Source organism: Streptomyces sp. NPDC048584, from assembly GCF_043199595.1.
GTDB classification, from domain to species: domain Bacteria; phylum Actinomycetota; class Actinomycetes; order Streptomycetales; family Streptomycetaceae; genus Streptomyces; species Streptomyces edwardsiae.
The window spans coordinates 1-18,794 of the sequence record NZ_JBICWF010000017.1 but is presented as its reverse complement, the minus strand read 5'-3'; the positions used below and the strand labels follow the sequence as shown (position 1 = coordinate 18,794).

Genomic DNA, 18,794 nt, shown 5'->3' with positions numbered 1-18,794 from the left:
GGGCCGCCGTTGTCGTACGGATGGGCCTGTGGACAACTCCGGGGGCTGTCGGTGCGGACCCCTATCGTGGAGGCAGTGGTCGAGGGACGGCTTTCGGGGGGCACCGGTGATGGGCGGTAGTGGCGGAATGGCAGTGACGGAGAGTGAGGCGCTGGCCGCGCTGCACCGCGTGTTCGGGTACGAGGCCTTCCGCGGTGAGCAGGAAGCGGTCATCGAGCATGTGGTCACGGGCGGCGACGCCGTGGTGCTCATGCCGACCGGTGGCGGAAAGTCGCTGTGCTACCAGATTCCGGCCCTGGTCAGGCCGGGGACGGGAGTGGTCGTCTCCCCGCTGATCGCGCTGATGCAGGACCAGGTGGACGCGCTGCGGGCGCTGGGCGTGCGGGCCGGGTTCATGAACTCCACGCAGGACTTCGACGAGCGGCGGACCGTCGAGGCGGAGTTCCTCGCCGGCGAGCTGGACCTGCTGTATCTCGCGCCGGAGCGGCTGCGTCTCGACAGCGCCCAGGACCTGCTGTCACGCGGCAAGATCTCCGTCTTCGCGATCGACGAGGCGCACTGCGTGTCCCAGTGGGGGCACGACTTCCGGCCGGACTACCTCATGCTGTCGGTGCTGGGCGAGCGCTGGCCGGACGTACCGCGTATCGCGCTGACGGCTACGGCGACGCACGCCACGCACCGGGAGATCACCGAGCGCCTCGGCATGCCGGACGCCCGGCACTTCGTGGCGAGCTTCGACCGGCCCAACATCCAGTACCGGATCGTGCCCAAGGCGGACCCCAGGAACCAGCTGCTGAGCTTCCTGCGCGGGGAGCACGCCGGGGACGCGGGCATCGTCTACTGCCTGTCGCGCAACTCGGTGGAGAAGACCGCCGAGTTCCTCTCCCGCAACGGTGTCGAGGCGGTGCCGTACCACGCGGGCTTGGACGCGAGGACGCGCGCCGCGCACCAGTCGCGGTTCCTGCGGGAGGAGGGGCTGGTCGTGGTGGCGACCATCGCGTTCGGCATGGGTATCGACAAGCCCGACGTCCGCTTCGTCGCCCACCTCGATCTGCCCAAGTCGGTCGAGGGCTACTACCAGGAGACGGGGCGTGCGGGCCGTGACGGGCTGCCGTCCACGGCGTGGATGGCTTACGGGCTGAACGACGTCATACAGCAGCGCAAGCTGATCCAGTCGGGGGAGGGCGACGAGGCGTTCCGCCGGAGGGCCAACCAGCACCTCGACGCGATGCTCGGCCTGTGCGAGACCGTGCGGTGCCGGCGGGGCCAGCTTCTCGCCTACTTCGGCCAGGACCCGGACCCGACGGGCTGCGGCAACTGCGACACCTGCCTCACCCCGCCGGAGAGCTGGGACGGCACCGTCGCGGCGCAGAAGGTGCTGTCCACGGTGGTGCGGCTGCAGCGGGAGCGCGGGCAGAAGTTCGGCGCGGTGCAGATCGTCGACATCCTGCTGGGGCGGCGTACGGCCAAGGTCATCCAGTTCGACCACGACCAGCTGTCGGTGTTCGGCATCGGTGAGGAGCTGAGCGAGGCCGAGTGGCGGGGCGTCGTACGGCAGTTGCTGGCGCAGGGGCTGCTTGCCGTGGAGGGGGAGTACGGCACGCTGGTGCTGACCGAGGAGAGCGGGGCGGTGCTGCGGCGGGAGCGGGAGGTGCCGTTGCGGAAGGAGCCGCAGAAGGCGGTGACCTCGCGGTCGGGTTCGGGGCGTAAGGGCAAGGCCGCTGCTGCGGAGCTGCCCGAGTCGCTTCAGCCCGCGTTCGAGGCGCTGCGCGCCTGGCGGGCGGAGCAGGCCCGCGAGCAGGGCGTCCCTGCGTACGTCATCTTCCACGACGCGACGCTGCGGGAGATCGCCACGGTGTGGCCCACGTCGGTGGCCGAGCTCGGCGGGATCAGCGGGGTGGGGGAGAAGAAGCTGGCGACGTACGGGGAGGGCGTGGTGGGTGTGCTGGCCGGACTGACGGCGCCGGGGGACGCGGGCGCCGACGACTGGCCGGAGGAGGAACCCCAGCCCGACGACTGGGAGTAGACACCCCCACGCCTCGGCGCGCCCGCGCCCTGGCGCCTCGGCGTGCCCGCACCCCGGCGCCTCGGCGTGCCCGCACCCCGGCGCCTCGGCGTGCCCGCACCCCGGCGCCTCGGCGTGCCCGCACCCCGGCGCCTTGGCGTGCCCGCGTGCCCGCACCCAGGCGCCTCCGCGCCTCGGCGCGCCCGCGCCTCCGTTCCCCGCGCGCCTGCCGCCCATTCGCGCTCCCGTCACCCCCGCGCCTCCGCGCCCCGCGTTCCCGCGGCTCCGGGCAGCCTCCGCCGATCCGCGGGCAGGCGTGCCGCAGGGCGGCACGGGTGGGCGCGACGGCACCCCGCCTGCGCCGGGCCGCGCTCCGTCCCCCTGCTCAGCCGTCACCCCGGGTGGTTGCTGGGCGGGGGTGGGTGTGCGCTGGCCCCGCTGGAGGGGGTGCCGCTGCGCCCACCCGTGCCGCCCCAGCGGCACGACTGCCCGCAGCTACGCGGCAGGGCCGCCCGCAGCTACGCGGCAGAGGCGCGTGCGGCTACGCGGCAGAGGCGCGTGCGGCTATGTGGGAGGGGCGCGTGCGGCTACGCGGCTCAGCCGCGTGCGGCTACGTGGCAGCGGGGTGGCTGCCTGTGGGGGCTACGGCAGCGCTGTCAGGGCCGGCGCGAAAGTGATCAGCAAGGGGACCAGGGGGACCAGGGCCGCCGCTGCCGTCGTCAGGGCGCGGTGGTGACGGGTGAGACGAGGCGGAGGTGCGAGGAGGCGGTCGACGCGTTCGCCGAGGAGTCGGTGGCTGGAGGCGCAGGAGAGGACGCCCCGGTGCTGGTTGAGCTCGATCAGGGCCAGGGCCGTGGTCAGGTGGCCGCAGCGCCGGGAGGCCGTGTCGTCGGCGGACATCTCGACCAGGCGGTGGGTCTGGTCGCAGAAGTGCGCGAACAGGGGGATGCGCGGGAAGCCGGTGGCCAGCGCGGTGGAGAGGTGGAGCAGCCAGTCGTGTCGGGCGCGGGCGTGGCCGCGCTCATGGGTGAGGACGGCGTCCAGTTGGTGGTCGGTGAGGCGCTGCAGGGCGCCGGTGGTGACGATCAGCTGGGGCGGGCTGCCCGGCATCCACCAGGCGTCGGGGTACTCGTCCTCCAGCACCAGCAGGGGACCGCGGGCCTCGGGCAGGCCGGCCGGCAGGTCCGGGGCGCGTTCGCGCAGCTGCTCCCGGGCGCGGGTGCGCCGACGGCGGGCCTCGGCCAGTTCACGCCCGAGCATGGCGGTCGTCCACGCGGCGCCGCAGGCGAGCAGCAGGGTGAGGGCCACGGTCCAGGGCGAGGCGGCGGACAGGTTGTACGCGGCGGTGACGGCGGGCGGGGCCGGGGCGAAGAGCTGGGCGCGGACGGTGCCGAAGACCGCGGCGGCACCCAGGGCGAGAGCGGTGACACAGCACAGCAGGACGGTGGCGACCAGGCACTGCCACACCCACAGCGCGACCACCGGCTCCCGTTCCGGCCATTTGGCCCGGGTCAGCGTCCGGGGGACGGGCACGGCGGCCGTCACGGCGACAACGCTCAGCAGGAGCAGGCAGACGGTCATGCCACGGGCTCCGGATCCTGTCGGAAGAGGGCGGCTTCGGGGCGTGCGACGGTGCGGGGGCGTACAGAGGGAGCGCGGTACGGACGCGCACACCGCCCCACTCCGATTATGACGGCGCGGGGCGGTGCGGGTCAGGGGTCGGCGAGGATCCGTGAGGGCCTGACGGGTCACACCGCGGGGACCACCCGTCCCGTGACCTCACCGAGGCCCACGCGGACGCCGTCCGGTCCGGGCGCCCAGGCCGACAGCGTCACCACGTCACCGTCCTCCAGGAACGTCCGCTTGCCGTCGGGGAGTTCGAGGGCGTCACGGCCGTTCCAGGTCAGTTCGAGCAGCGAGCCGCGCTCCCGTTCGGCGGGGCCGCTCACCGTGCCGGAGCCGTACAGGTCGCCGGTGCGCAGCGAGGCGCCGTTGACGGTCATGTGGGCGAGCTGCTGCGCGGCCGTCCAGTACATGGTGGAGAAGGGCGGCTCGGAGACGGTGTGGCCGTTGACCGTGACGGTGATCCGCAGGTCGTAGCCGCCGGGCTCCTCGTCCGTGTCGTCCAGGTAGGGCAGCAGTTCGTGGGTGCGCTCGGGCGGCGCGACACGGGCGGCGTCCAGGGCGTCCAGCGGGGTGATCCAGGCCGACACCGAGGTGGTGAAGGACTTGCCGAGGAACGGGCCGAGGGGCACGTACTCCCAGGCCTGGACGTCGCGCGCGGACCAGTCGTTGAGGAGGCAGAGGCCGAAGACGTGGTCGCGGAAGTCGGCGAGCGGCACCGGCCGGCCCAGTCGTGACGGGGCGCCGACCACGAAGCCGACCTCGGCCTCGATGTCCAGCCGGACGGACGGCCCGAACACCGGTGCGGCGTCCGTGGGCGCCTTGCGCTGGCCCGAGGGGCGTACGACATCGGTGCCGGACACCACGACGGTGCCGGCGCGGCCGTGGTAACCGATCGGGAGATGCTTCCAGTTGGGGGTCAGGGAGTCGGCGGCGTCGGGGCGGAAGATCTGGCCGACGTTCCGGGCGTGGTTCTCCGAGGCGTAGAAGTCGACGTAGTCCGCGACCTCGAAGGGGAGGTGCAGGGTCACCTCGGACAGCGGGTGGAACAGGGGTTCGACGGTCTCCCGGTGCGCCGGTACGGTCACCCACGCCGTGAGCGCCCGCCGCACGTCCGACCAGGCCGTGCGGCCCGCCGCCAGCAGTGGGTCGAGGCTCGGACGGGCGAGCAGGGAGGCGTACGGCGAGCCCAGGGCGTGTGCCGCGGCGCCGGCGTCGAGGACGTGGTCGCCGAGCCGGACGCCCACGGTCCGCTCCGACGAACCGGGGGGCGAGAACACGCCGTACGGCAGGTTGTGCGGGCCGAAGGGATCGCCCTCGGGTACATCGAAGGGGGGCATCGGGTGCTGCCTCGCTTTCGTGTGCGCAGGTGCTCCACGTGTCTGTGGCCGTGCCACACGTTACGGGTGCGACGGCGGTCTTGGGCAGAGCCGGCGTGGTGGCGCACCCGCACTTCCTCCTGGACCGTCACGCTGTTCGCCGGGCGTCCCGGCTGCGAACGGGAGGCGCTCCGGGCGGACACACCGGCGTCGATCGTCCGACCGCGTCGTCGCAGGGACAGACAGCGGACCATGTTCGAGGCAATCGGGGAAAGAGGCCCGAAACGTTCCTCGACCGGCATCGAGAGAAGGGGAATCGCACCGAAGCGAGCGGATACGGGCACGGTGAATCGGACGGTCGTGTTGTCCGTATTCTCTGATCATGGCCGCACCCACCGCATATTCACTCATCGCCACCGACCTGGACGGGACGCTGCTGCGCGGCGACGACACCCTCTCCGACCGGTCCCTCGCCGCGCTCGCGCGGGCGGGCCGGGCGGGTGCGCGGCACCTCGTGGTGACGGGGCGGCCGGCCCCCAGAGTGCGGGCGCTCCTGGACGACCTCGGCTCCACGGGGCTCGCGGTGTGCGGCCAGGGCGCGCAGGTGTACGACGCCGCAGCGGACCGGCTGCTGTGGTCGGTCACGCTGGACCGGGAACTGGCGGAGACCGCCCTCGGCAAGATCGAGGCCGAGGTGGGGGAGGTGTACGCCGCGGTCGACCAGGACGGGGTCGACGGGCTGACGCTGATCGAGCCCGGCTATCTGATGCCGCACCCGACCCTGCCCGCGGTGCGGGTCGAGCGGCGCCGGGAGCTGTGGGACCGGCCGATCAGCAAGGTGCTGCTGCGCCATCCGGAGCTGTCGGACGACGAACTGGCGGCGGCGGCCCGGGCGGTGGTGGGCTCACTGGCCACGGTCACCATGTCCGGCCCCGGCACGGTGGAGCTCCAGCCGTGCGGGGTGACCAAGGCGACCGGGCTCGCGCTGGCCGCCGGGGAACTGGGGGTGGGCCCGGAGCGGACCATCGCCTTCGGCGACATGCCGAACGACATCCCCATGTTCGACTGGGCGGCCCATGGTGTCGCCATGGCCGACGCGCATCCCGAACTGAAGGCGGTCGCGGACGAGATCACCACGTCGAACGAGGACGACGGCGTGGCCGTCGTCCTCGAGCGACTGTTCGGCGGCGCGGGGGTGCTCGCCCGTCAGCGGGTGGCTCAGTACGCGCCGAAGACGTTGTCGATGGAGCCGTAGCGGTCGGCCGCGTAGTTGCAGGCCGCCGTGATGTTCGCGACCGGGTCGTACGGGTCGAAGGCGGTGCCGGCCACGTGGTAGGCCGCGAAGGTCGGGTCGATGACCTGCAGCAGACCCTTCGACGGGGTGCCGGCGGCGGCGTTGGAGTCCCAGTTGTTGATGGCGAACGGGTTGCCGGAGGACTCGCGCATGATGTTGCGGTGGATGCTCTCGTAGCTGCCCGGGATGCCGTTCTGCGCCATGACCGACAGCGACTCGCGGATCCAGCCGTCGAGGTTGTCCGGGTAGGCCGTGGCGGAGGCGGCGGTCGTGGTCGTTCCGGTGGTGGCCGCGGAGGCGGCGGTGGCACCGAACAGCGGCAGGGCGACCACGGCGACGCCGGTGCCGGCGACGGCGAGGGAGCGGACGAGACGCCGGTGACGAGCGGAAGCGGGCATGACTGGGTTCCTCTCCTACGCCTGCGAGGTGAGCTGTCGGGTTCGGGCGGGAGAGTGCCCGGCCGTGCCCCTGCGGGCATGGCTTCACCCCTAGCCGTTCCGGCACATGACCGGCCCGGCGACTTACCTGGGTCCCCCACTCCTGCCGTCTGGGATGTCGTTGGGTGTGATGCGGGCGGCGGCAGGATCAGGCGTCCACCCGGCAGGCCCGGAACGTATGCGAGAGCACATGTCGGGAACAAGTGCGGATCTCATGGATGAGGTCGTTTGATCTTGCGATGGGGTTTTTGGGATGCTTGATCCTTTGCGAGTGCCAAGGGTCAACTCGGTTGCGGGGGCGGGGGAAACGGGTGTCGCGGACCGTGGCGGGGGTACGGGTTCGCGCGTGAGCCACTTCACTGTGCCTCACCTGTGAGCGCATTACTCGCCAAAGGGAATTCGCTCTGTATGTGCGGCAAATCGGACGCGAGGGCGGGCAGGATGGTCCGCGTGACGGAAGGCGGGTCGCGGGCCGGGTCGAGAGTCGGGTCGAGGAGTGGATCGGTACATACGGGAATGTCGGGGAATGCCCCTTGTGATCACCTGATCAAAAACACTCCGCTCCTGATCCCCTGTCGCCCTGCCCGTAACGTCGGGCGCTGGCGGTGATCGAAACATGACCGGATACGCTGACTTGAGTGAGGGCAGCGACCTATCGACATTCCGTATAACCGCCAGTGGACACCAGCAGACAGGAGACCCCTCGTGACCGTCGTCGGGCCGTTCGGGCTGAGCGTGCGGGACCAGGCTCTGGAAGCCGATGTCCAGGCCGGGATGACGGCTGTCGAGGAGGGGCTGTTCGAGGCCACCAAGAGTGAGGTGCCCTTCATCACCGGGGCCGCCCAGCATCTGGTGCGGGCCGGCGGCAAGCGGTTCCGTCCGCTGCTCGTGATGCTCGCCGCCCAGTTCGGCGACCCCTACGCGCCCGGTGTCGTGCCGTCGGCCGTGGTCGTGGAGCTGACCCATCTGGCCACGCTGTACCACGACGACGTGATGGACGAGGCCGAGGTGCGGCGCGGCGTCGACAGCGCCAACACCCGCTGGGGCAACTCCGTCGCGGTCCTCACCGGCGACTTCCTCTTCGCCCGCGCCTCGCACATCCTGGCCGACCTCGGCCCCGAGGCCGTACGGGTACAGGCGGAGGCGTTCGAGCGGCTGGTCACCGGGCAGATCCTGGAGACCGCGGGACCGCAGGACGGCCGCGACCCGGTCGACCACTACCTGGACGTGCTCGGCGGCAAGACCGGCTCCCTCGTCGCCGTCTCCTGCCGGTTCGGCGCGATGATGTCCGGCGCGGACGAGACGGTCGTGGACGTGCTCACCCAGTACGGCGAGCGGCTCGGCGTCGCGTTCCAGCTCGCCGACGACGTCCTGGACATCGCCTCCGACACCCACGAGTCCGGCAAGACCCCCGGCACCGACCTGCGCGAGGGCATCCCCACCCTGCCTGTGCTGCGGCTGCGCGAACGGGCGGCCCGGCTGGACCTGGCCGAGGACATCGCCCTGTGCGAGCTGCTGGACTCCGACCTCACCGACGACACCCGGCACGCCGAGGCACTGCGGCTGCTGCGCGCCCATCCCGCGCTCGAGCAGGCCCGCCGCGACACCGTGCGCTACGCCGAGGAGGCGCGCGCGGCGCTCGCCCCGCTGCGGGAGTGCGCCGCGAAGACCGCGCTCGTGCAGCTGTGCGACGCCGTGGTGCACCGCGCGGGCTGAGCGGGCCTCGATCTCCCTGCCGACCCCTACTGGTCGGGGGACGAAACCGTCCCCCGTGTCATACCGCAGCAGTACACGGAGTTGCGTCCGGGGTCTGACGACTGAGCCTGCCGGATTTGGTCAGATGGACAACGACGGACCACACCACTTCTCACTGATTCGGGTGAGAATGGCGGCTCAGGGTGGGACCGGTGCGAGCACACGAGACGGAAGCCGCCGCCGACCACGGAGGTAGGGCACACATGGCACCGTACGAATCCGACGACATGACGACCGCGGGGGACGTCGACGAGCCGCGCACGGGGCGGCGGAGGGCCGCACGGTACATCGTCCCGGTCACCGTGATGGGGGTGGCGGCCGCGACCATCGGGCTCGTCCCCGCGCTCGCCGACTCCGGCGACCCCGACCTGCCGGAGATCACCGCCGCGCAGCTCATCGAGAAGATCGCGCAGTCGGACGTCGAGCGGCTGTCCGGCACCGTGAAGATCACCACGGACCTCGGACTGCCGAACCTCGGCGGCCTGGAGAACAGCCTCACGTCCGGCGCCATGGGGCGCGGCGACGACGGCGGCTCCTCGGCCGACCCGTCCGCCAAGCTCACCGAACTGGCCTCCGGCACGCACACGCTGCGCGTCGCGGCCGACGGCCCGGACCGGCAGAAGCTGTCGCTCCTGGAGAACGCCGCCGAGTACAGCCTGATCCACAACGGCAAGGACGTCTGGGGCTACGACAGCGGCTCCAACGAGGTCTACCACGGCACCGTCGGCGCGTCCGGCGAGGACCGGGAGCAGCAGCCCCCGGCCACCCCGAAGGACTTCGCCGAGGAGGCGCTGAAGTCGGTCGACGACACCACGTCGGTGACCGTCGACGGCACCGCCCAGGTGGCCGGCCGGGACGCCTACAAACTGGTCGTCAAGCCGAGGCAGTCCGGCTCCACGGTCGGCGCGATCAGCATCGCCGTCGACCACAAGACCGGTATGCCGCTGAAGTTCACGCTCACCCCGTCCAGCGGGGGCGCGGCCGTCGTGGACGTCGGCTTCACCCAGGTGAGCTTCGACAAGCCGTCCGCGTCGACGTTCGACTTCACCCCGCCCAAGGGCGCCAAGGTGACCGAGGACGACGCGCCGGCCAAGGGCCGGGAGCACTCCGGGAAGCCGGAGCGGGGCCCGAAGTCCGAAGAGGACCTGGGCAAGGGGCTCGACGGGCTGAAGATGCTCGGCGAGGGCTGGAACTCCGTCGCCGTCTTCGACACCGGCGGCGAGGGCGGCCTGCCCACCGGCGAGACGGGCGGACCCGGCGGTGACCTCGGCGGCTTCCTCGGCTCCCTCGGCGACGAGGTCAAGGGCGACTTCGGCACCGGCACGGTGTTCAGCACCCGCCTGGTCAACGCCCTGATCACCGAGGACGGCAAGGTCTACGTGGGCACGGTCACCAAGGACGCGCTCGTGAAGGCCGCCGACGCGGGTAAGTGACAAGGCCCTACAAGGCCCTACAGGGATCGAGGGAGCCGATGGGCGAGGCGTCCGCCAGTGAGCAGGACGGGGAGCACACGGGTGAGGCAGTCATCACCACCCGCGCGCTCACCAAGCGCTTCCGCGGCGGACAGCTCGCCGTCGACGGTCTGTGTCTGACCGTCCCGGCGGGCAGCGTCTTCGGCTTCCTCGGCCCCAACGGCTCCGGCAAGACCACCACCATCCGCATGCTGATGGGCCTGATCGAGCCGACCTCCGGCACGGCGCACGTCCTCGGGCGCCCCATGCCGCGCTCCGCGCGCGCCGTGCTGCCCCACGTCGGCGCCCTCATCGAGGGCCCGGCCCTCTACGGTTTCCTCTCCGGCCGCGACAACCTCCTGCGCTACGACGCCGCCGACCCGACCGCCGACCCGCGCACCCGGAGTATCCGCGTCCTGGCCGCGCTGGAGCGGGTGGGCCTCACGGCCGCCGGGGGCAAGAAGGCGAAGGCGTACTCCCTCGGCATGAAGCAGCGGCTCGGTCTCGCGGCCGCCCTGCTCCAGCCGCGCCGGCTGCTCGTCCTGGACGAGCCCACGAACGGTCTCGACCCGCAGGGCATGCGCGAGATCCGCAGCCTCGTGCGCGAACTGGCCTCGGACGGCACCACCGTCTTCCTCTCCTCCCACCTCCTCGACGAGATCGAGCAGGTGTGCACCCACGCCGCCGTGATGGCGCGGGGCCGGCTGCTCACCCAGGGCCCGGTCGCCGACCTGGCCGCGGGCGCCCGGGGCCGGCTGGTGGTGACCACCCCGGACCCGGCGGACGCGGCCCGGCTGCTGAAGGAGCAGGGGGTCGCCGATGTCGTGGCGGACGGGGAGCGGGTGACCGGGGAGGTGCCCGAGCGTGACCTCGCCGAGGTGAACGCGGCCCTGGTGACGGCGGGGGTCCGGGTGCGCGGCTTCGCGGTCGAACGGGCCTCGCTGGAGGACGCGTTCGTGGCACTGACCGGGGAGGGCTTCGATGTCGCGGGCTGAAGCGGTGCGCGCGGTGAGTCCGCTGTGGACCCTCGGACTGTTCCGCAGCGAACTGCTCACCACCTTCCGGCGCTGGCGCACTCTCGCCCTGCTGGGGGTGCTGGCGGCCGTACCGGTCCTGGTCGGGATCGCCGTACGGATCGAGACGGGTGACGGGTCGTCGGCCGGGGGAGGGGGCGGCGGGGGCCCGGCGTTCATCTCGCAGATCACCAACAACGGCCTCTTCCTGGTGTTCACCGCGCTCGCCGCCACGCTGCCGTTCTTCCTGCCCATGGCGATCGGGGTCGTGGCGGGCGACGCCGTCGCGGGTGAGGCGAACGCCGGCACCCTGCGCTATCTGCTCGTCGCCCCGGCCGGGCGGACCCGGCTGCTGCTCACCAAGTACGCGACGGTCATGACGTTCTGTCTGGTCGCCACCCTCGTGGTCGCCGTGTCGGCGCTGATCACCGGCGCGCTGCTGTTCCCGCTCGGCGATCTCACGACCATCTCGGGCACCCGGATCAGCTTCTCCGAGGGGCTGGCCAGAGCGCTGCTGATCGCCCTGGTCGTCGCCGTGTCACTGATCGGTGTGGCGGCGCTCGGCCTGTTCGTCTCCACGCTGACCAACAGTGGCATCGCGGCGATGGCGACCACGGTGGGACTGCTGATCACGGTCCAGATCGTCGACCAGATCCCCCAGTTGCACGCCGTGCACCCCTACCTCTTCTCCCACTACTGGCTGTCCTTCGCCGACCTGATGCGCGAACCGGTCTACTGGGACGACCTGACCAGGAACCTCGGCCTCCAGGCCCTCTACGCGGCCGTGTTCGGCTCGGCGGCGTGGGCCCGGTTCACGGCGAAGGACATCAGCGCGTAAGAAATCGGTGGCTGGAGCGTGGCGGGGCGTGTGACGGTTCGGGCCATGGGCAACTCGAAGGCATACCCCGTCCTGCGGACCACCGACGCGGCCGAGGCGTTTCGGCAGGCCATGCGGCTGTGCGCACTGCTGAAGAATGTCGAGGACAAGGTGTGGCTGTTCGCCGAACCGGCAACGGTCCGCGAGGTGAGGGCGATCGCCGCGATCGCTCCTGGGCTGCCCTTCGACTACTCGGGGACCCGGACCGATCCGGCGACGGGTGACTACCTCCGGTTCGACCTCGACGTGACGGCACTGGACGACGCGGCACTGGCGGAACACCTGCCGCTGACCTTCTCGGAGGACGTCGAGCGGGAGCGCGTCGAGGCCGGGATCCTGGCCGCGCTGGGCGACGGCATGGTCTCCGTCGAGTGGCACGGGCGCTGGCCGGACGACTCGGACGCGGATGTGGACTGGCCCTCGAAGTACGACGGGATCCAGGTCCTGTTCCACGGTGACGAGGCCCAGTGGGGCGAATGGACGGAGGAGCACACCGTCTTCGTCCATGTGACCAAGTGGGGGGACCTGCCCCTCGCCCAGGACCTCGCCGCCCACATCGGCAGCGAGGTCCTGGGCGAGGCGCAGCTCGGCTGGTGACGTCAGCCCGTCTCGTACGGGAAGCGGGCGAGCGGTGCCTCCCGCGCGAAGAACGTCTTGGCCCGCGCCAGCGCCTCCGTGTCCTTCAGTACGTCGCCCGGCCTGCTGCCGTTGCCGAGCAGTACCCCGCCGAACCGCATCCCCAGGTACGCCGCCGAGTTGTTCAGCGTGCCGGCCAGCGGGTCGGCGACCTCCGGCTCCTCGTGCGCGAGGGCGGTGACGCCCCAGAGGGTGCGGCCCGTCATCGCCGCCTTGAAGTCCAGGCCGGGGGTGCGCAGCCAGCCCGACCAGTAGTCCAGGTAGCGCTTGGTCTGTGCGGACACGGAGTACCAGTACAGCGGCGAGGCGATCACCACGTCGGTCGCGGCGAGGGTGGCGTCCAGGAGTTCGGCCACGGGGCCCTCGGTGGGGCGGGCGTGGTCGCTGTCGTGGCGCAGGTCCTCGAAGTCGGGCAGGGGGTCGGAGGTGAGGTCGATCCACTGCTGCTCCACATCGGGGGGCAGCTGTTCGGCGGCCCCCCGGGCCAGCAGTTCGGTGTTGCCGTCAGGGCGGGCACTGCCCAGGACGAAGAGAAAACGGCGAGCCATGGTCATCCCCAGATGCTCGGCGGACGTCAATTAAGCGCCTCTGCATCATATGCGCATGCATTTACATGTCAAAGGGTGACAGCTCCCCGGAGCTCGGCCTCCCCCGCCACCGACAGCAACAGGTCCTCCCGCCCGTGCCGTGCCACCAACTGGAGCCCCGCCGGGCAGCCGTCGGTGCCGAACCCGGCCGGCAGGCTCAGCGCGGGGTGCCCGCTGAGGTTGAACGCCCAGGTGAGTGCCGTCGAGTAGACGTCACCGGGGCCCTCGTGACCGTGCGGGGCGGTGGGCGCGGTGGGGGTGAGCAGCAGGTCGGCGCCGGAGAAGAGGTCGTCCAGACGCCGGTCGTTCTCCGCCCGGATCCGATGGGCGTCGGCCGGATCGGCACCGGGAGTGCGCAGGGCGAGCCAGGCGGGGGCAGGGTCGAGGAGTCCGGGCGGGGGCCGCCGTACGAGCCGTACGATCCCCGCGTCGGCCAGCCGGTCGGCCGCCGCGCGGGCCAGGGCGACGGGTTCCGGGTCGGGGGCGGCGAAGCCCAGGTCGGGGGACCAGCAGGCGGAGACGGGCAGCGCCACCGGGTCGGCCCGCCCCGACACCACCCGCCACCACGCCGCCGCGTCCGACGCCGTACGGGTGAGGACGCCGGGCGCTGCCAGGCCCGTACGGTCGGCCGAGGGCAGACGGCCGCCCGTGACCTTCAGCCCGACGACCCCGCACCACGCCGCCGGGATCCGCACCGAGCCCGCCCCGTCGCTGCCCGTCGCCAGCGGCACCAGCCCGGCCGCGACCGCCACCGCCGCCCCGGCCGAGGAGCCGCCAGGAGTACGGTCCGCCCGCCACGGGTTGACCGTACGGCCGTGCGCCCCGAGCCCCCAGGTCTGCCACGGAGTTCCCGGACCGGGCACCGACGTGGCGCCCACGGCGACCGCGCCGGCCGCGAGCAGCGCCCGCGCCGCACGCCGTCCGTGCCGCCCCTTCACCGCGACCGGCACCCCGGCCAGCGGCAGCGGCTCACCGGCGGCGACCCGCGCGTCCACCTCGGCCGCCCGTCGCAGGGCCTCCTCGCCCCATACCTCGAGGAACGCGCACAGCACCGGATCGGCCCGCTCGATCCGCGAAAGCGCCTCCCCGACCACGTCCACGGCCCGCAGCCGCCGTGCGCCCACGGCGGCCGCGACCTCCCGCGCGCTGCCCCCGGTCAGCGCATCGCGCCCGTCAGCCGGGCCAGCGACTCCGTCTCGCGGGGCGGCCGTTCGCCGAGGTCACCGAGGCGCCACTCGCTCACCCACGGCACCCGGTACACGTCGATCACCGACTCGATGAGCCGGACCCGGTGAGCGAGCGGACGCGGCAGCCGTCCCGGCGCGTCCGCCACCAGCACCACCGCGTCCAGGTCCAGCCCCTCCGGGGCGTCGCCGCGCCGGAACAGCTCCACCGCCGGGACCACCGCGTCCAGGCCGGCCGCATGGGTCCGGGCGACGAGCAGCACCGACCGCGGATCGGCGGGGCCGGGCCAGGCACGTCCGCCGTCATGGCCGCCGTAGACCGCGGCCAGCGTGGAGACGCCCGCGCCGCCGTGCAGACCGACCCAGAAGAAGCGCCGCGCCGACGCCCGCGCGTGGGCGGGCTCCGGCGCGGCCGGCTCCGGTAACGCCACCGGTCCTCGGATCCAGATCTCCGGTCCCTCTCGCATGCTGCTTCTCCTGCTCGCCCTGTCGATCACCATGCCGCCCCAGGGACAGGAAACCGCACATACGGTCGTTGGGACGAGCCTGTGACAACGCGGTGACGTGAGAAGAGCGGGCGAGCGGACAGACTCGACCGTAGGTGTACGACCCGAATGAGGGGACGATGTCGCGACTCAGCCGTGAGAAGAAGCGGGAACAGCAGCAGGCCGCGGACGCGGTGAACCCTGCGGCGGCGCCGATCGACGTCCATGTCCCCCTGGGCGGGACGGGCGCGTCCGTCGGCGGGGTGACGGTGATCGCCGGCCCCGGCGAGGAGATCCAGCAGGCGGTGCTGAACCGCCTCCACCGCATCGCCATCGCCTCCGGGCACGCCGCCCTCGCCACCGTGCACGACGAGCGCGTCGGCTACGTCATCCCGCTCCGGGTCGACCCCGACGGCTCCAGCCACTTCACGGGACAGCCGGTCCTGACGGAACCCCCGCGGGACCGCGGGCCGGCGCCGACGCCCGACAGGGACCTGCCGACCCACCTCCTGCGGCCGGTACCCGAGCAGGCGGCGCACGGGACCGCGTCCGCACCGCCGGCGCCCCACCGGGACAGCGCCCCCACCTTCAAGCTGCGCCCCCTGCCCGGACCGGAGACACCCCGGGACGCCGCCCCCACGTTCCCGCTGCGGGCCGTCCCCGAGCCGGCGGAGCCGACGCCGCCGGGTACGGTCGTACCGCCGACGGGCGAGTTCGGCCCGCCCCCGCCCATGGACGCGCGGCCGCACCCCGAACCCGATCCGGTCACCTCGGCTCCGGAGTCCGCGTACGACCCCGACCCCAAGCCCACCCCGCCGCGCGGGTTCGACGCCGTGGCGGAGGCGGTGCTCGGGGACGAGCCCCCCGCCGCCGAGAACCACCTCGCCGGACCCATGGCACGGATCAACGACGCCGTCCGGACGGGCAGGATCGACGAGGCGGCCCGGCTGGCCGAGGAGACCGTCGCGGAGGCGTCGGGCACCCTGGGCCCGGACCACCCCGAGGTGCTGCGGCTGCGCGAGCTCGCCGCGTACATCGCCTATCTGGCCGGAGAGCCGCTGCGCGCCTTCCGGATCTCCCTCGACCTCGCCGTCATCTGCCGCCGCGCGGGGGACGCGGAGGCCGCCTACGGCAATGTCCGCAGCGCGGCGACCGCCTGGCGCGCGGTACGCGACCCGGGGCCCGGACTGGAGCTCGGGCACGAGCTGATCACCCTGTGGACCGAACTCACCACCGAGGACGGCCCCGCCGCCGACGAGATCGAGGAACTGGAATCCGCCCGCGCCCGCATGGGCCGCCTGACGGAACGCGCGCGTTAGCGCCTGTCCGGCGGAGCGGGCCGGAGGAAACCGGCGGCGCCCTCCGGCCCGGGCGGGCGGCGTCCGGTGCGTGCGGATGCGCGCGCCGGGCCCTGTGTCTCCGGGGTGGACGCCGGGCGGCTCTCGGGAGTGTGCGGGGCGGGTTCCGGGTCTCCGGGGTGGCCGCCGGGAGGACTTCTAGGTCGTGCTCCGGATCGGGTCCGCTTCGGCGGGCACGCTCGCGGGGTCGGCCGCCGCCGCGCGCCTCTTCTTCTCCGCGAGCACCCGCGCGGACCTGCGGGCGGTACGCAGCGCGTCCCAGGTGAGGAGGGTGAGCGCCAGCCACACCAGCGCGAAACCGGCCCAGCGCTCGGGCGGCATGGCCTCCTTGAAGTACAGGACGCCCAGCAGGAACTGGAAGACCGGCGTCATGTACTGGAGCAGCCCCAGCGTGGACAGCGGCACGCGGATCGCGGCGGCACCGAAGCAGACCAGCGGCAGCGCGGTGACGATCCCGGACGCGGCGAGCAGCGCCGCGTGCCCCGCCCCCTCCGCACCGAAGGTGGCGTCGCCCCGCGTGCCCAGCCACACCAGATAGGCGACCGCGGGCAGGAACTGGATCGCGCTCTCGACCGCCAGCGACTCGACGCCGCCGAGGTCGACCTTCTTCTTCACCAGCCCGTACGTGGCGAAGGAGAAGGCGAGGCAGAGCGAGATCCACGGCGGCTGGCCGTAGCCGACGGTGAGCACGACCACCGCCGCCGCGCCGACCCCGACCGCCGCCCACTGTGCGGTCCGCAGCCGCTCCTTCAGCAGCAGCACGCCCATCGCGATGGTGACCAGCGGGTTGATGAAGTAGCCGAGGGACGCCTCCACGACATGGCCCGAGTTGACGGCCCAGATGTAGACGCCCCAGTTCACGGTGATGACGGCCGCGGCGACCGCGACCAGCGCCAGCCTGCGCGGCTGCCGCAGCAGCTCGCCGAGCCAGGCCCAGCGGCGTATGAAGAGCAGGGCGGCACCCACGAAGAACAGTGACCAGACCATCCGGTGGGCCAGGATCTCCACCGCGCCCGAGGGCTTGAGCAGCGGCCAGAACAGCGGGACCAGGCCCCACATGCCGTACGCGGCGAAGCCGTTCAGCAGTCCTGTGCGCCGCTCTGCGGCCGACTTCCCGGTCATGGGGCCCTCCTTCGTGTCCGGTGCGTGCCGTGTCCTGGCGAGGCCCGCGCACGCGCGCGGTGCTCGACCGGACGACGGTAACGCCGGACACCCCCGCGCGTCATGTCCGTACCGGCATACGGTCATGACGCGCGGGGGCCGGCCCCGGAGGTCAGTTCTTGAGAGCGGCCGCGACCGCGTCGGCGAGCGGGGTGGTCGGACGGCCGGTCAGCCGGGACAGATCGCCGCTGTCGACGACGAGCTCGCCCTTCTCGATCGAGACGTCCACGCCCGCGAGGACGGCGGCCATCGGCCCGGGAATCCCGGCACCGGCGAGAATCCCCGTGAGCGCCTCGGGCGTGACCGGGTTGTAGGCGATCTCCCTGCCGGTCTGCCGGCTCAGCTCGGCCGCGTACTCGGCGAAGCTCCACGCCTCGTCGCCGCCCAGCTCGTACGTCGCGTCCTCATGCCCCTCACCGGTCAGTACGGCGACGGCGGCGGCCGCGTAGTCGGTCCGCGAGGCGGAGGAGATCCGGCCCTCACCGGCGGCCGCGAGGACCGCGTCGTGCTCCAGCACCGGGGCCAGGTTCTCGGTGTAGTTCTCGTGGTACCAGCCGTTGCGCAGCAGCGTGTACGGCACGCCCGAGCCCAGCAGCGCCTCCTCGGTGCCGCGGTGGTCGTCGGCGAGCGCGGCGGTCAGGGTGCCGGGGGCGGAGGTGTAGGCGAGCAGGGCGACACCGGCGGCCTTCGCGGCGTCGATGACGACCCGGTGCTGGCCCACCCTGCCCTTGTCGAACTCGTTGCCGGAGATCAGCAGGACCTTGTCGCCGGCCGCGAACAGGCCGTCGAAGGTCGCGGGGGCGTTGTAGTCGGCGACCGCGATCCGCACCCCGCGCCCGGCGAGGTCCGCCGCCTTCTCCGCGCTGCGGACGACGGCGGTGATCTGCTCGGCCGGGACCTTCTCCAGCAGCTGTTCCACGACGTGACGGCCGAGGTGTCCGGTGGCGCCGGTGACGACGATGCTCATGATGCGGAACTCCAGGGGGGTGGTGCGGATGCGGATGTGCCACTCACTCTAGGAGGTGCGCTAACTTTTGGAAAGTACCCACTTTGGAGTAAGGTACTGGCATGGCGGTAAGCGAGACGGAACGACTGATCGAGGCCGAGGCCATGTGCCCGCACCGGCTGGTCCTGGAGCATGTGACCAGCCGCTGGGGCGTGCTCGTACTGATCCAGCTGCTGGAACGCCCGTACCGGTTCAGCGAACTGCGCCGGGCGATCGGCAGGGTCAGCGAGAAGATGCTCACCCAGACCCTTCAGACCCTGGAGCGCGACGGCCTGGTCCACCGCGACGCCAAGCCGGTCATCCCGCCCCGCGTCGACTACTCCCTCACCGGCCTTGGCCGCGAGGCCGCCGAGCAGGTGCGCGACCTCGCCCTGTGGACGGAGAAGCGCATGGCCGCCGTGACGCGGGCCCGGCAGGCATACGACGAGGCCCGGGTGCGCTAGCGCACCCGGGCCTCGTCACGGCCTTCGGCGGTTCAGCCGACGACGGTCCAGGTGTCGCCGCCGGCGAGGAGGGCTCCGAGGTCGCCCTTGCCCTGTTGTTCCAGGGCGGTGTCGAGCTGGTCGGCCATGAGGGTGTCGTAGACGGGGCGGTCGACGGAGC

At 72.6% G+C, this 18,794-nt stretch carries 17 protein-coding genes, 1 pseudogene and 1 riboswitch; of the genes and pseudogenes, 9 read left to right on the top strand and 9 right to left on the bottom strand.

Annotated elements, in window-relative coordinates:
- The first annotated feature begins 127 nt into the window (after positions 1–127).
- Positions 128–2,026 (top strand): DNA helicase RecQ, encoded by a 1,899-nt coding sequence (recQ, locus tag ACGFR9_RS30375; protein WP_393214765.1) that lies wholly within the window; start codon positions 128–130, stop codon positions 2,024–2,026.
- Between the two features lie 621 nt (positions 2,027–2,647).
- Here recQ and ACGFR9_RS30370 read toward each other — a convergent pair.
- Together ACGFR9_RS30370 and fahA are read right to left on the bottom strand one after the other, a co-directional pair.
- Positions 2,648–3,586 carry a M56 family metallopeptidase gene (locus ACGFR9_RS30370; protein ID WP_393214762.1) on the bottom strand — a complete coding sequence of 313 codons (939 nt, stop codon included), beginning with the start codon at positions 3,584–3,586 and terminating at the stop codon, positions 2,648–2,650.
- Positions 3,587–3,753: 167 nt separating this feature from the next.
- Entirely contained in the window at positions 3,754–4,968 is a 1,215-nt protein-coding gene (fahA, locus tag ACGFR9_RS30365; protein WP_393214759.1) for a fumarylacetoacetase, read from the bottom strand.
- Positions 4,969–5,329: 361 nt separating this feature from the next.
- Between fahA and ACGFR9_RS30360 the strand changes: the two genes are divergently transcribed.
- Positions 5,330–6,202: an HAD family hydrolase gene (locus ACGFR9_RS30360; protein WP_393214756.1), complete on the top strand. Its 873-nt coding sequence runs from the start codon at positions 5,330–5,332 to the stop codon at positions 6,200–6,202.
- On the opposite strand, the gene ACGFR9_RS30355 is transcribed toward ACGFR9_RS30360, so the two are convergent.
- Positions 6,166–6,639, bottom strand: a complete 474-nt coding sequence (locus tag ACGFR9_RS30355; RefSeq protein ID WP_393214754.1) for a transglycosylase SLT domain-containing protein — start codon at positions 6,637–6,639, stop codon at positions 6,166–6,168. The two genes, ACGFR9_RS30360 and ACGFR9_RS30355, sit on opposite strands and share 37 nt — an antisense overlap.
- A 5-nt stretch (positions 6,640–6,644) precedes the next feature.
- Positions 6,645–6,809: riboswitch (cyclic di-AMP (ydaO/yuaA leader) on the bottom strand.
- A 574-nt stretch (positions 6,810–7,383) separates the two neighbouring features.
- Between ACGFR9_RS30355 and ACGFR9_RS30350 the strand changes: the two genes are divergently transcribed.
- The 5 genes from ACGFR9_RS30350 to ACGFR9_RS30330 all read left to right on the top strand — a co-directional run bounded on the left by ACGFR9_RS30350 (position 7,384) and on the right by ACGFR9_RS30330 (position 12,371).
- A complete protein-coding gene (locus tag ACGFR9_RS30350) occupies positions 7,384–8,394 on the top strand; it encodes a polyprenyl synthetase family protein (RefSeq protein WP_393214751.1) in 1,011 nt (336 codons plus the stop codon).
- Between the two features lie 242 nt (positions 8,395–8,636).
- Positions 8,637–9,866, top strand: a complete 1,230-nt coding sequence (locus ACGFR9_RS30345) for an outer membrane lipoprotein carrier protein LolA (RefSeq protein ID WP_393214748.1) — start codon at positions 8,637–8,639, stop codon at positions 9,864–9,866.
- A gap of 38 nt (positions 9,867–9,904) precedes the next feature.
- Positions 9,905–10,879 (top strand): ABC transporter ATP-binding protein, encoded by a 975-nt coding sequence (locus ACGFR9_RS30340; RefSeq protein ID WP_393214745.1) that lies wholly within the window; start codon positions 9,905–9,907, stop codon positions 10,877–10,879.
- Positions 10,866–11,735 carry an ABC transporter permease gene (locus ACGFR9_RS30335; RefSeq protein WP_393214742.1) on the top strand — a complete coding sequence of 290 codons (870 nt, stop codon included), beginning with the start codon at positions 10,866–10,868 and terminating at the stop codon, positions 11,733–11,735. The genes ACGFR9_RS30340 and ACGFR9_RS30335 overlap by 14 nt, the downstream gene beginning before the upstream one ends.
- A gap of 45 nt (positions 11,736–11,780) precedes the next feature.
- Positions 11,781–12,371 carry a hypothetical protein gene (locus ACGFR9_RS30330; protein WP_393214739.1) on the top strand — a complete coding sequence of 197 codons (591 nt, stop codon included), beginning with the start codon at positions 11,781–11,783 and terminating at the stop codon, positions 12,369–12,371.
- 2 nt (positions 12,372–12,373) lie between these two features.
- On the opposite strand, the gene ACGFR9_RS30325 is transcribed toward ACGFR9_RS30330, so the two are convergent.
- The 3 genes from ACGFR9_RS30325 to ACGFR9_RS30315 form a co-directional block, all read right to left on the bottom strand.
- On the bottom strand, positions 12,374–12,958 hold the full coding sequence (locus ACGFR9_RS30325; protein WP_393215137.1) for a flavodoxin family protein: 585 nt from the start codon (positions 12,956–12,958) through the stop codon (positions 12,374–12,376).
- A gap of 68 nt (positions 12,959–13,026) precedes the next feature.
- Positions 13,027–14,121, bottom strand: a complete 1,095-nt coding sequence (locus ACGFR9_RS30320; RefSeq protein WP_393214736.1) for an amidase family protein — start codon at positions 14,119–14,121, stop codon at positions 13,027–13,029.
- Between the two features lie 32 nt (positions 14,122–14,153).
- Positions 14,154–14,648 carry a DUF6668 family protein gene (locus tag ACGFR9_RS30315; protein ID WP_393214732.1) on the bottom strand — a complete coding sequence of 165 codons (495 nt, stop codon included), beginning with the start codon at positions 14,646–14,648 and terminating at the stop codon, positions 14,154–14,156.
- Positions 14,649–14,806: 158 nt separating this feature from the next.
- Here ACGFR9_RS30315 and ACGFR9_RS30310 point away from each other — a divergent pair, with 158 nt between their 5' ends.
- Positions 14,807–15,985: a tetratricopeptide repeat protein gene (locus ACGFR9_RS30310; RefSeq protein WP_393214729.1), complete on the top strand. Its 1,179-nt coding sequence runs from the start codon at positions 14,807–14,809 to the stop codon at positions 15,983–15,985.
- A gap of 177 nt (positions 15,986–16,162) precedes the next feature.
- Here ACGFR9_RS30310 and rarD read toward each other — a convergent pair whose 3' ends face one another.
- Positions 16,163–17,146: an EamA family transporter RarD gene (gene rarD, locus ACGFR9_RS30305; protein WP_393214726.1), complete on the bottom strand. Its 984-nt coding sequence runs from the start codon at positions 17,144–17,146 to the stop codon at positions 16,163–16,165.
- A gap of 151 nt (positions 17,147–17,297) precedes the next feature.
- Positions 17,298–18,152: an SDR family oxidoreductase gene (locus ACGFR9_RS30300; RefSeq protein ID WP_393214723.1), complete on the bottom strand. Its 855-nt coding sequence runs from the start codon at positions 18,150–18,152 to the stop codon at positions 17,298–17,300.
- 101 nt (positions 18,153–18,253) lie between these two features.
- Between ACGFR9_RS30300 and ACGFR9_RS30295 the strand changes: the two genes are divergently transcribed.
- Complete coding sequence (locus tag ACGFR9_RS30295) at positions 18,254–18,634, top strand: winged helix-turn-helix transcriptional regulator (RefSeq protein ID WP_393214720.1); 381 nt, start codon at positions 18,254–18,256, stop codon at positions 18,632–18,634.
- Positions 18,635–18,666: 32 nt separating this feature from the next.
- Here the strand turns inward: ACGFR9_RS30295 and ACGFR9_RS30290 are convergent.
- Positions 18,667–18,794 (bottom strand): annotated as a pseudogene (locus tag ACGFR9_RS30290) (2-oxoacid:ferredoxin oxidoreductase subunit beta); the annotation flags it as partial.

Excerpts from the sequence above, each read along its gene's own strand:
- recQ (WP_393214765.1), top strand. The coding sequence starts at position 128 with ATGGCAGTGACGGAGAGTGAGGCGCTGGCCGCGCTGCACCGCGTGTTC.
- ACGFR9_RS30370 (WP_393214762.1), bottom strand. The coding sequence starts at position 3,586 with ATGACCGTCTGCCTGCTCCTGCTGAGCGTTGTCGCCGTGACGGCCGCC.
- fahA (WP_393214759.1), bottom strand. The coding sequence starts at position 4,968 with ATGCCCCCCTTCGATGTACCCGAGGGCGATCCCTTCGGCCCGCACAAC.
- ACGFR9_RS30360 (WP_393214756.1), top strand. The coding sequence starts at position 5,330 with ATGGCCGCACCCACCGCATATTCACTCATCGCCACCGACCTGGACGGG.
- ACGFR9_RS30355 (WP_393214754.1), bottom strand. The coding sequence starts at position 6,639 with ATGCCCGCTTCCGCTCGTCACCGGCGTCTCGTCCGCTCCCTCGCCGTC.
- ACGFR9_RS30345 (WP_393214748.1), top strand. The coding sequence starts at position 8,637 with ATGGCACCGTACGAATCCGACGACATGACGACCGCGGGGGACGTCGAC.
- ACGFR9_RS30340 (WP_393214745.1), top strand. The coding sequence starts at position 9,905 with ATGGGCGAGGCGTCCGCCAGTGAGCAGGACGGGGAGCACACGGGTGAG.
- ACGFR9_RS30335 (WP_393214742.1), top strand. The coding sequence starts at position 10,866 with ATGTCGCGGGCTGAAGCGGTGCGCGCGGTGAGTCCGCTGTGGACCCTC.
- ACGFR9_RS30330 (WP_393214739.1), top strand. The coding sequence starts at position 11,781 with ATGGGCAACTCGAAGGCATACCCCGTCCTGCGGACCACCGACGCGGCC.
- ACGFR9_RS30325 (WP_393215137.1), bottom strand. The coding sequence starts at position 12,958 with ATGGCTCGCCGTTTTCTCTTCGTCCTGGGCAGTGCCCGCCCTGACGGC.
- ACGFR9_RS30315 (WP_393214732.1), bottom strand. The coding sequence starts at position 14,648 with ATGCGAGAGGGACCGGAGATCTGGATCCGAGGACCGGTGGCGTTACCG.
- ACGFR9_RS30310 (WP_393214729.1), top strand. The coding sequence starts at position 14,807 with ATGTCGCGACTCAGCCGTGAGAAGAAGCGGGAACAGCAGCAGGCCGCG.
- rarD (WP_393214726.1), bottom strand. The coding sequence starts at position 17,146 with ATGACCGGGAAGTCGGCCGCAGAGCGGCGCACAGGACTGCTGAACGGC.
- ACGFR9_RS30300 (WP_393214723.1), bottom strand. The coding sequence starts at position 18,152 with ATGAGCATCGTCGTCACCGGCGCCACCGGACACCTCGGCCGTCACGTC.
- ACGFR9_RS30295 (WP_393214720.1), top strand. The coding sequence starts at position 18,254 with ATGGCGGTAAGCGAGACGGAACGACTGATCGAGGCCGAGGCCATGTGC.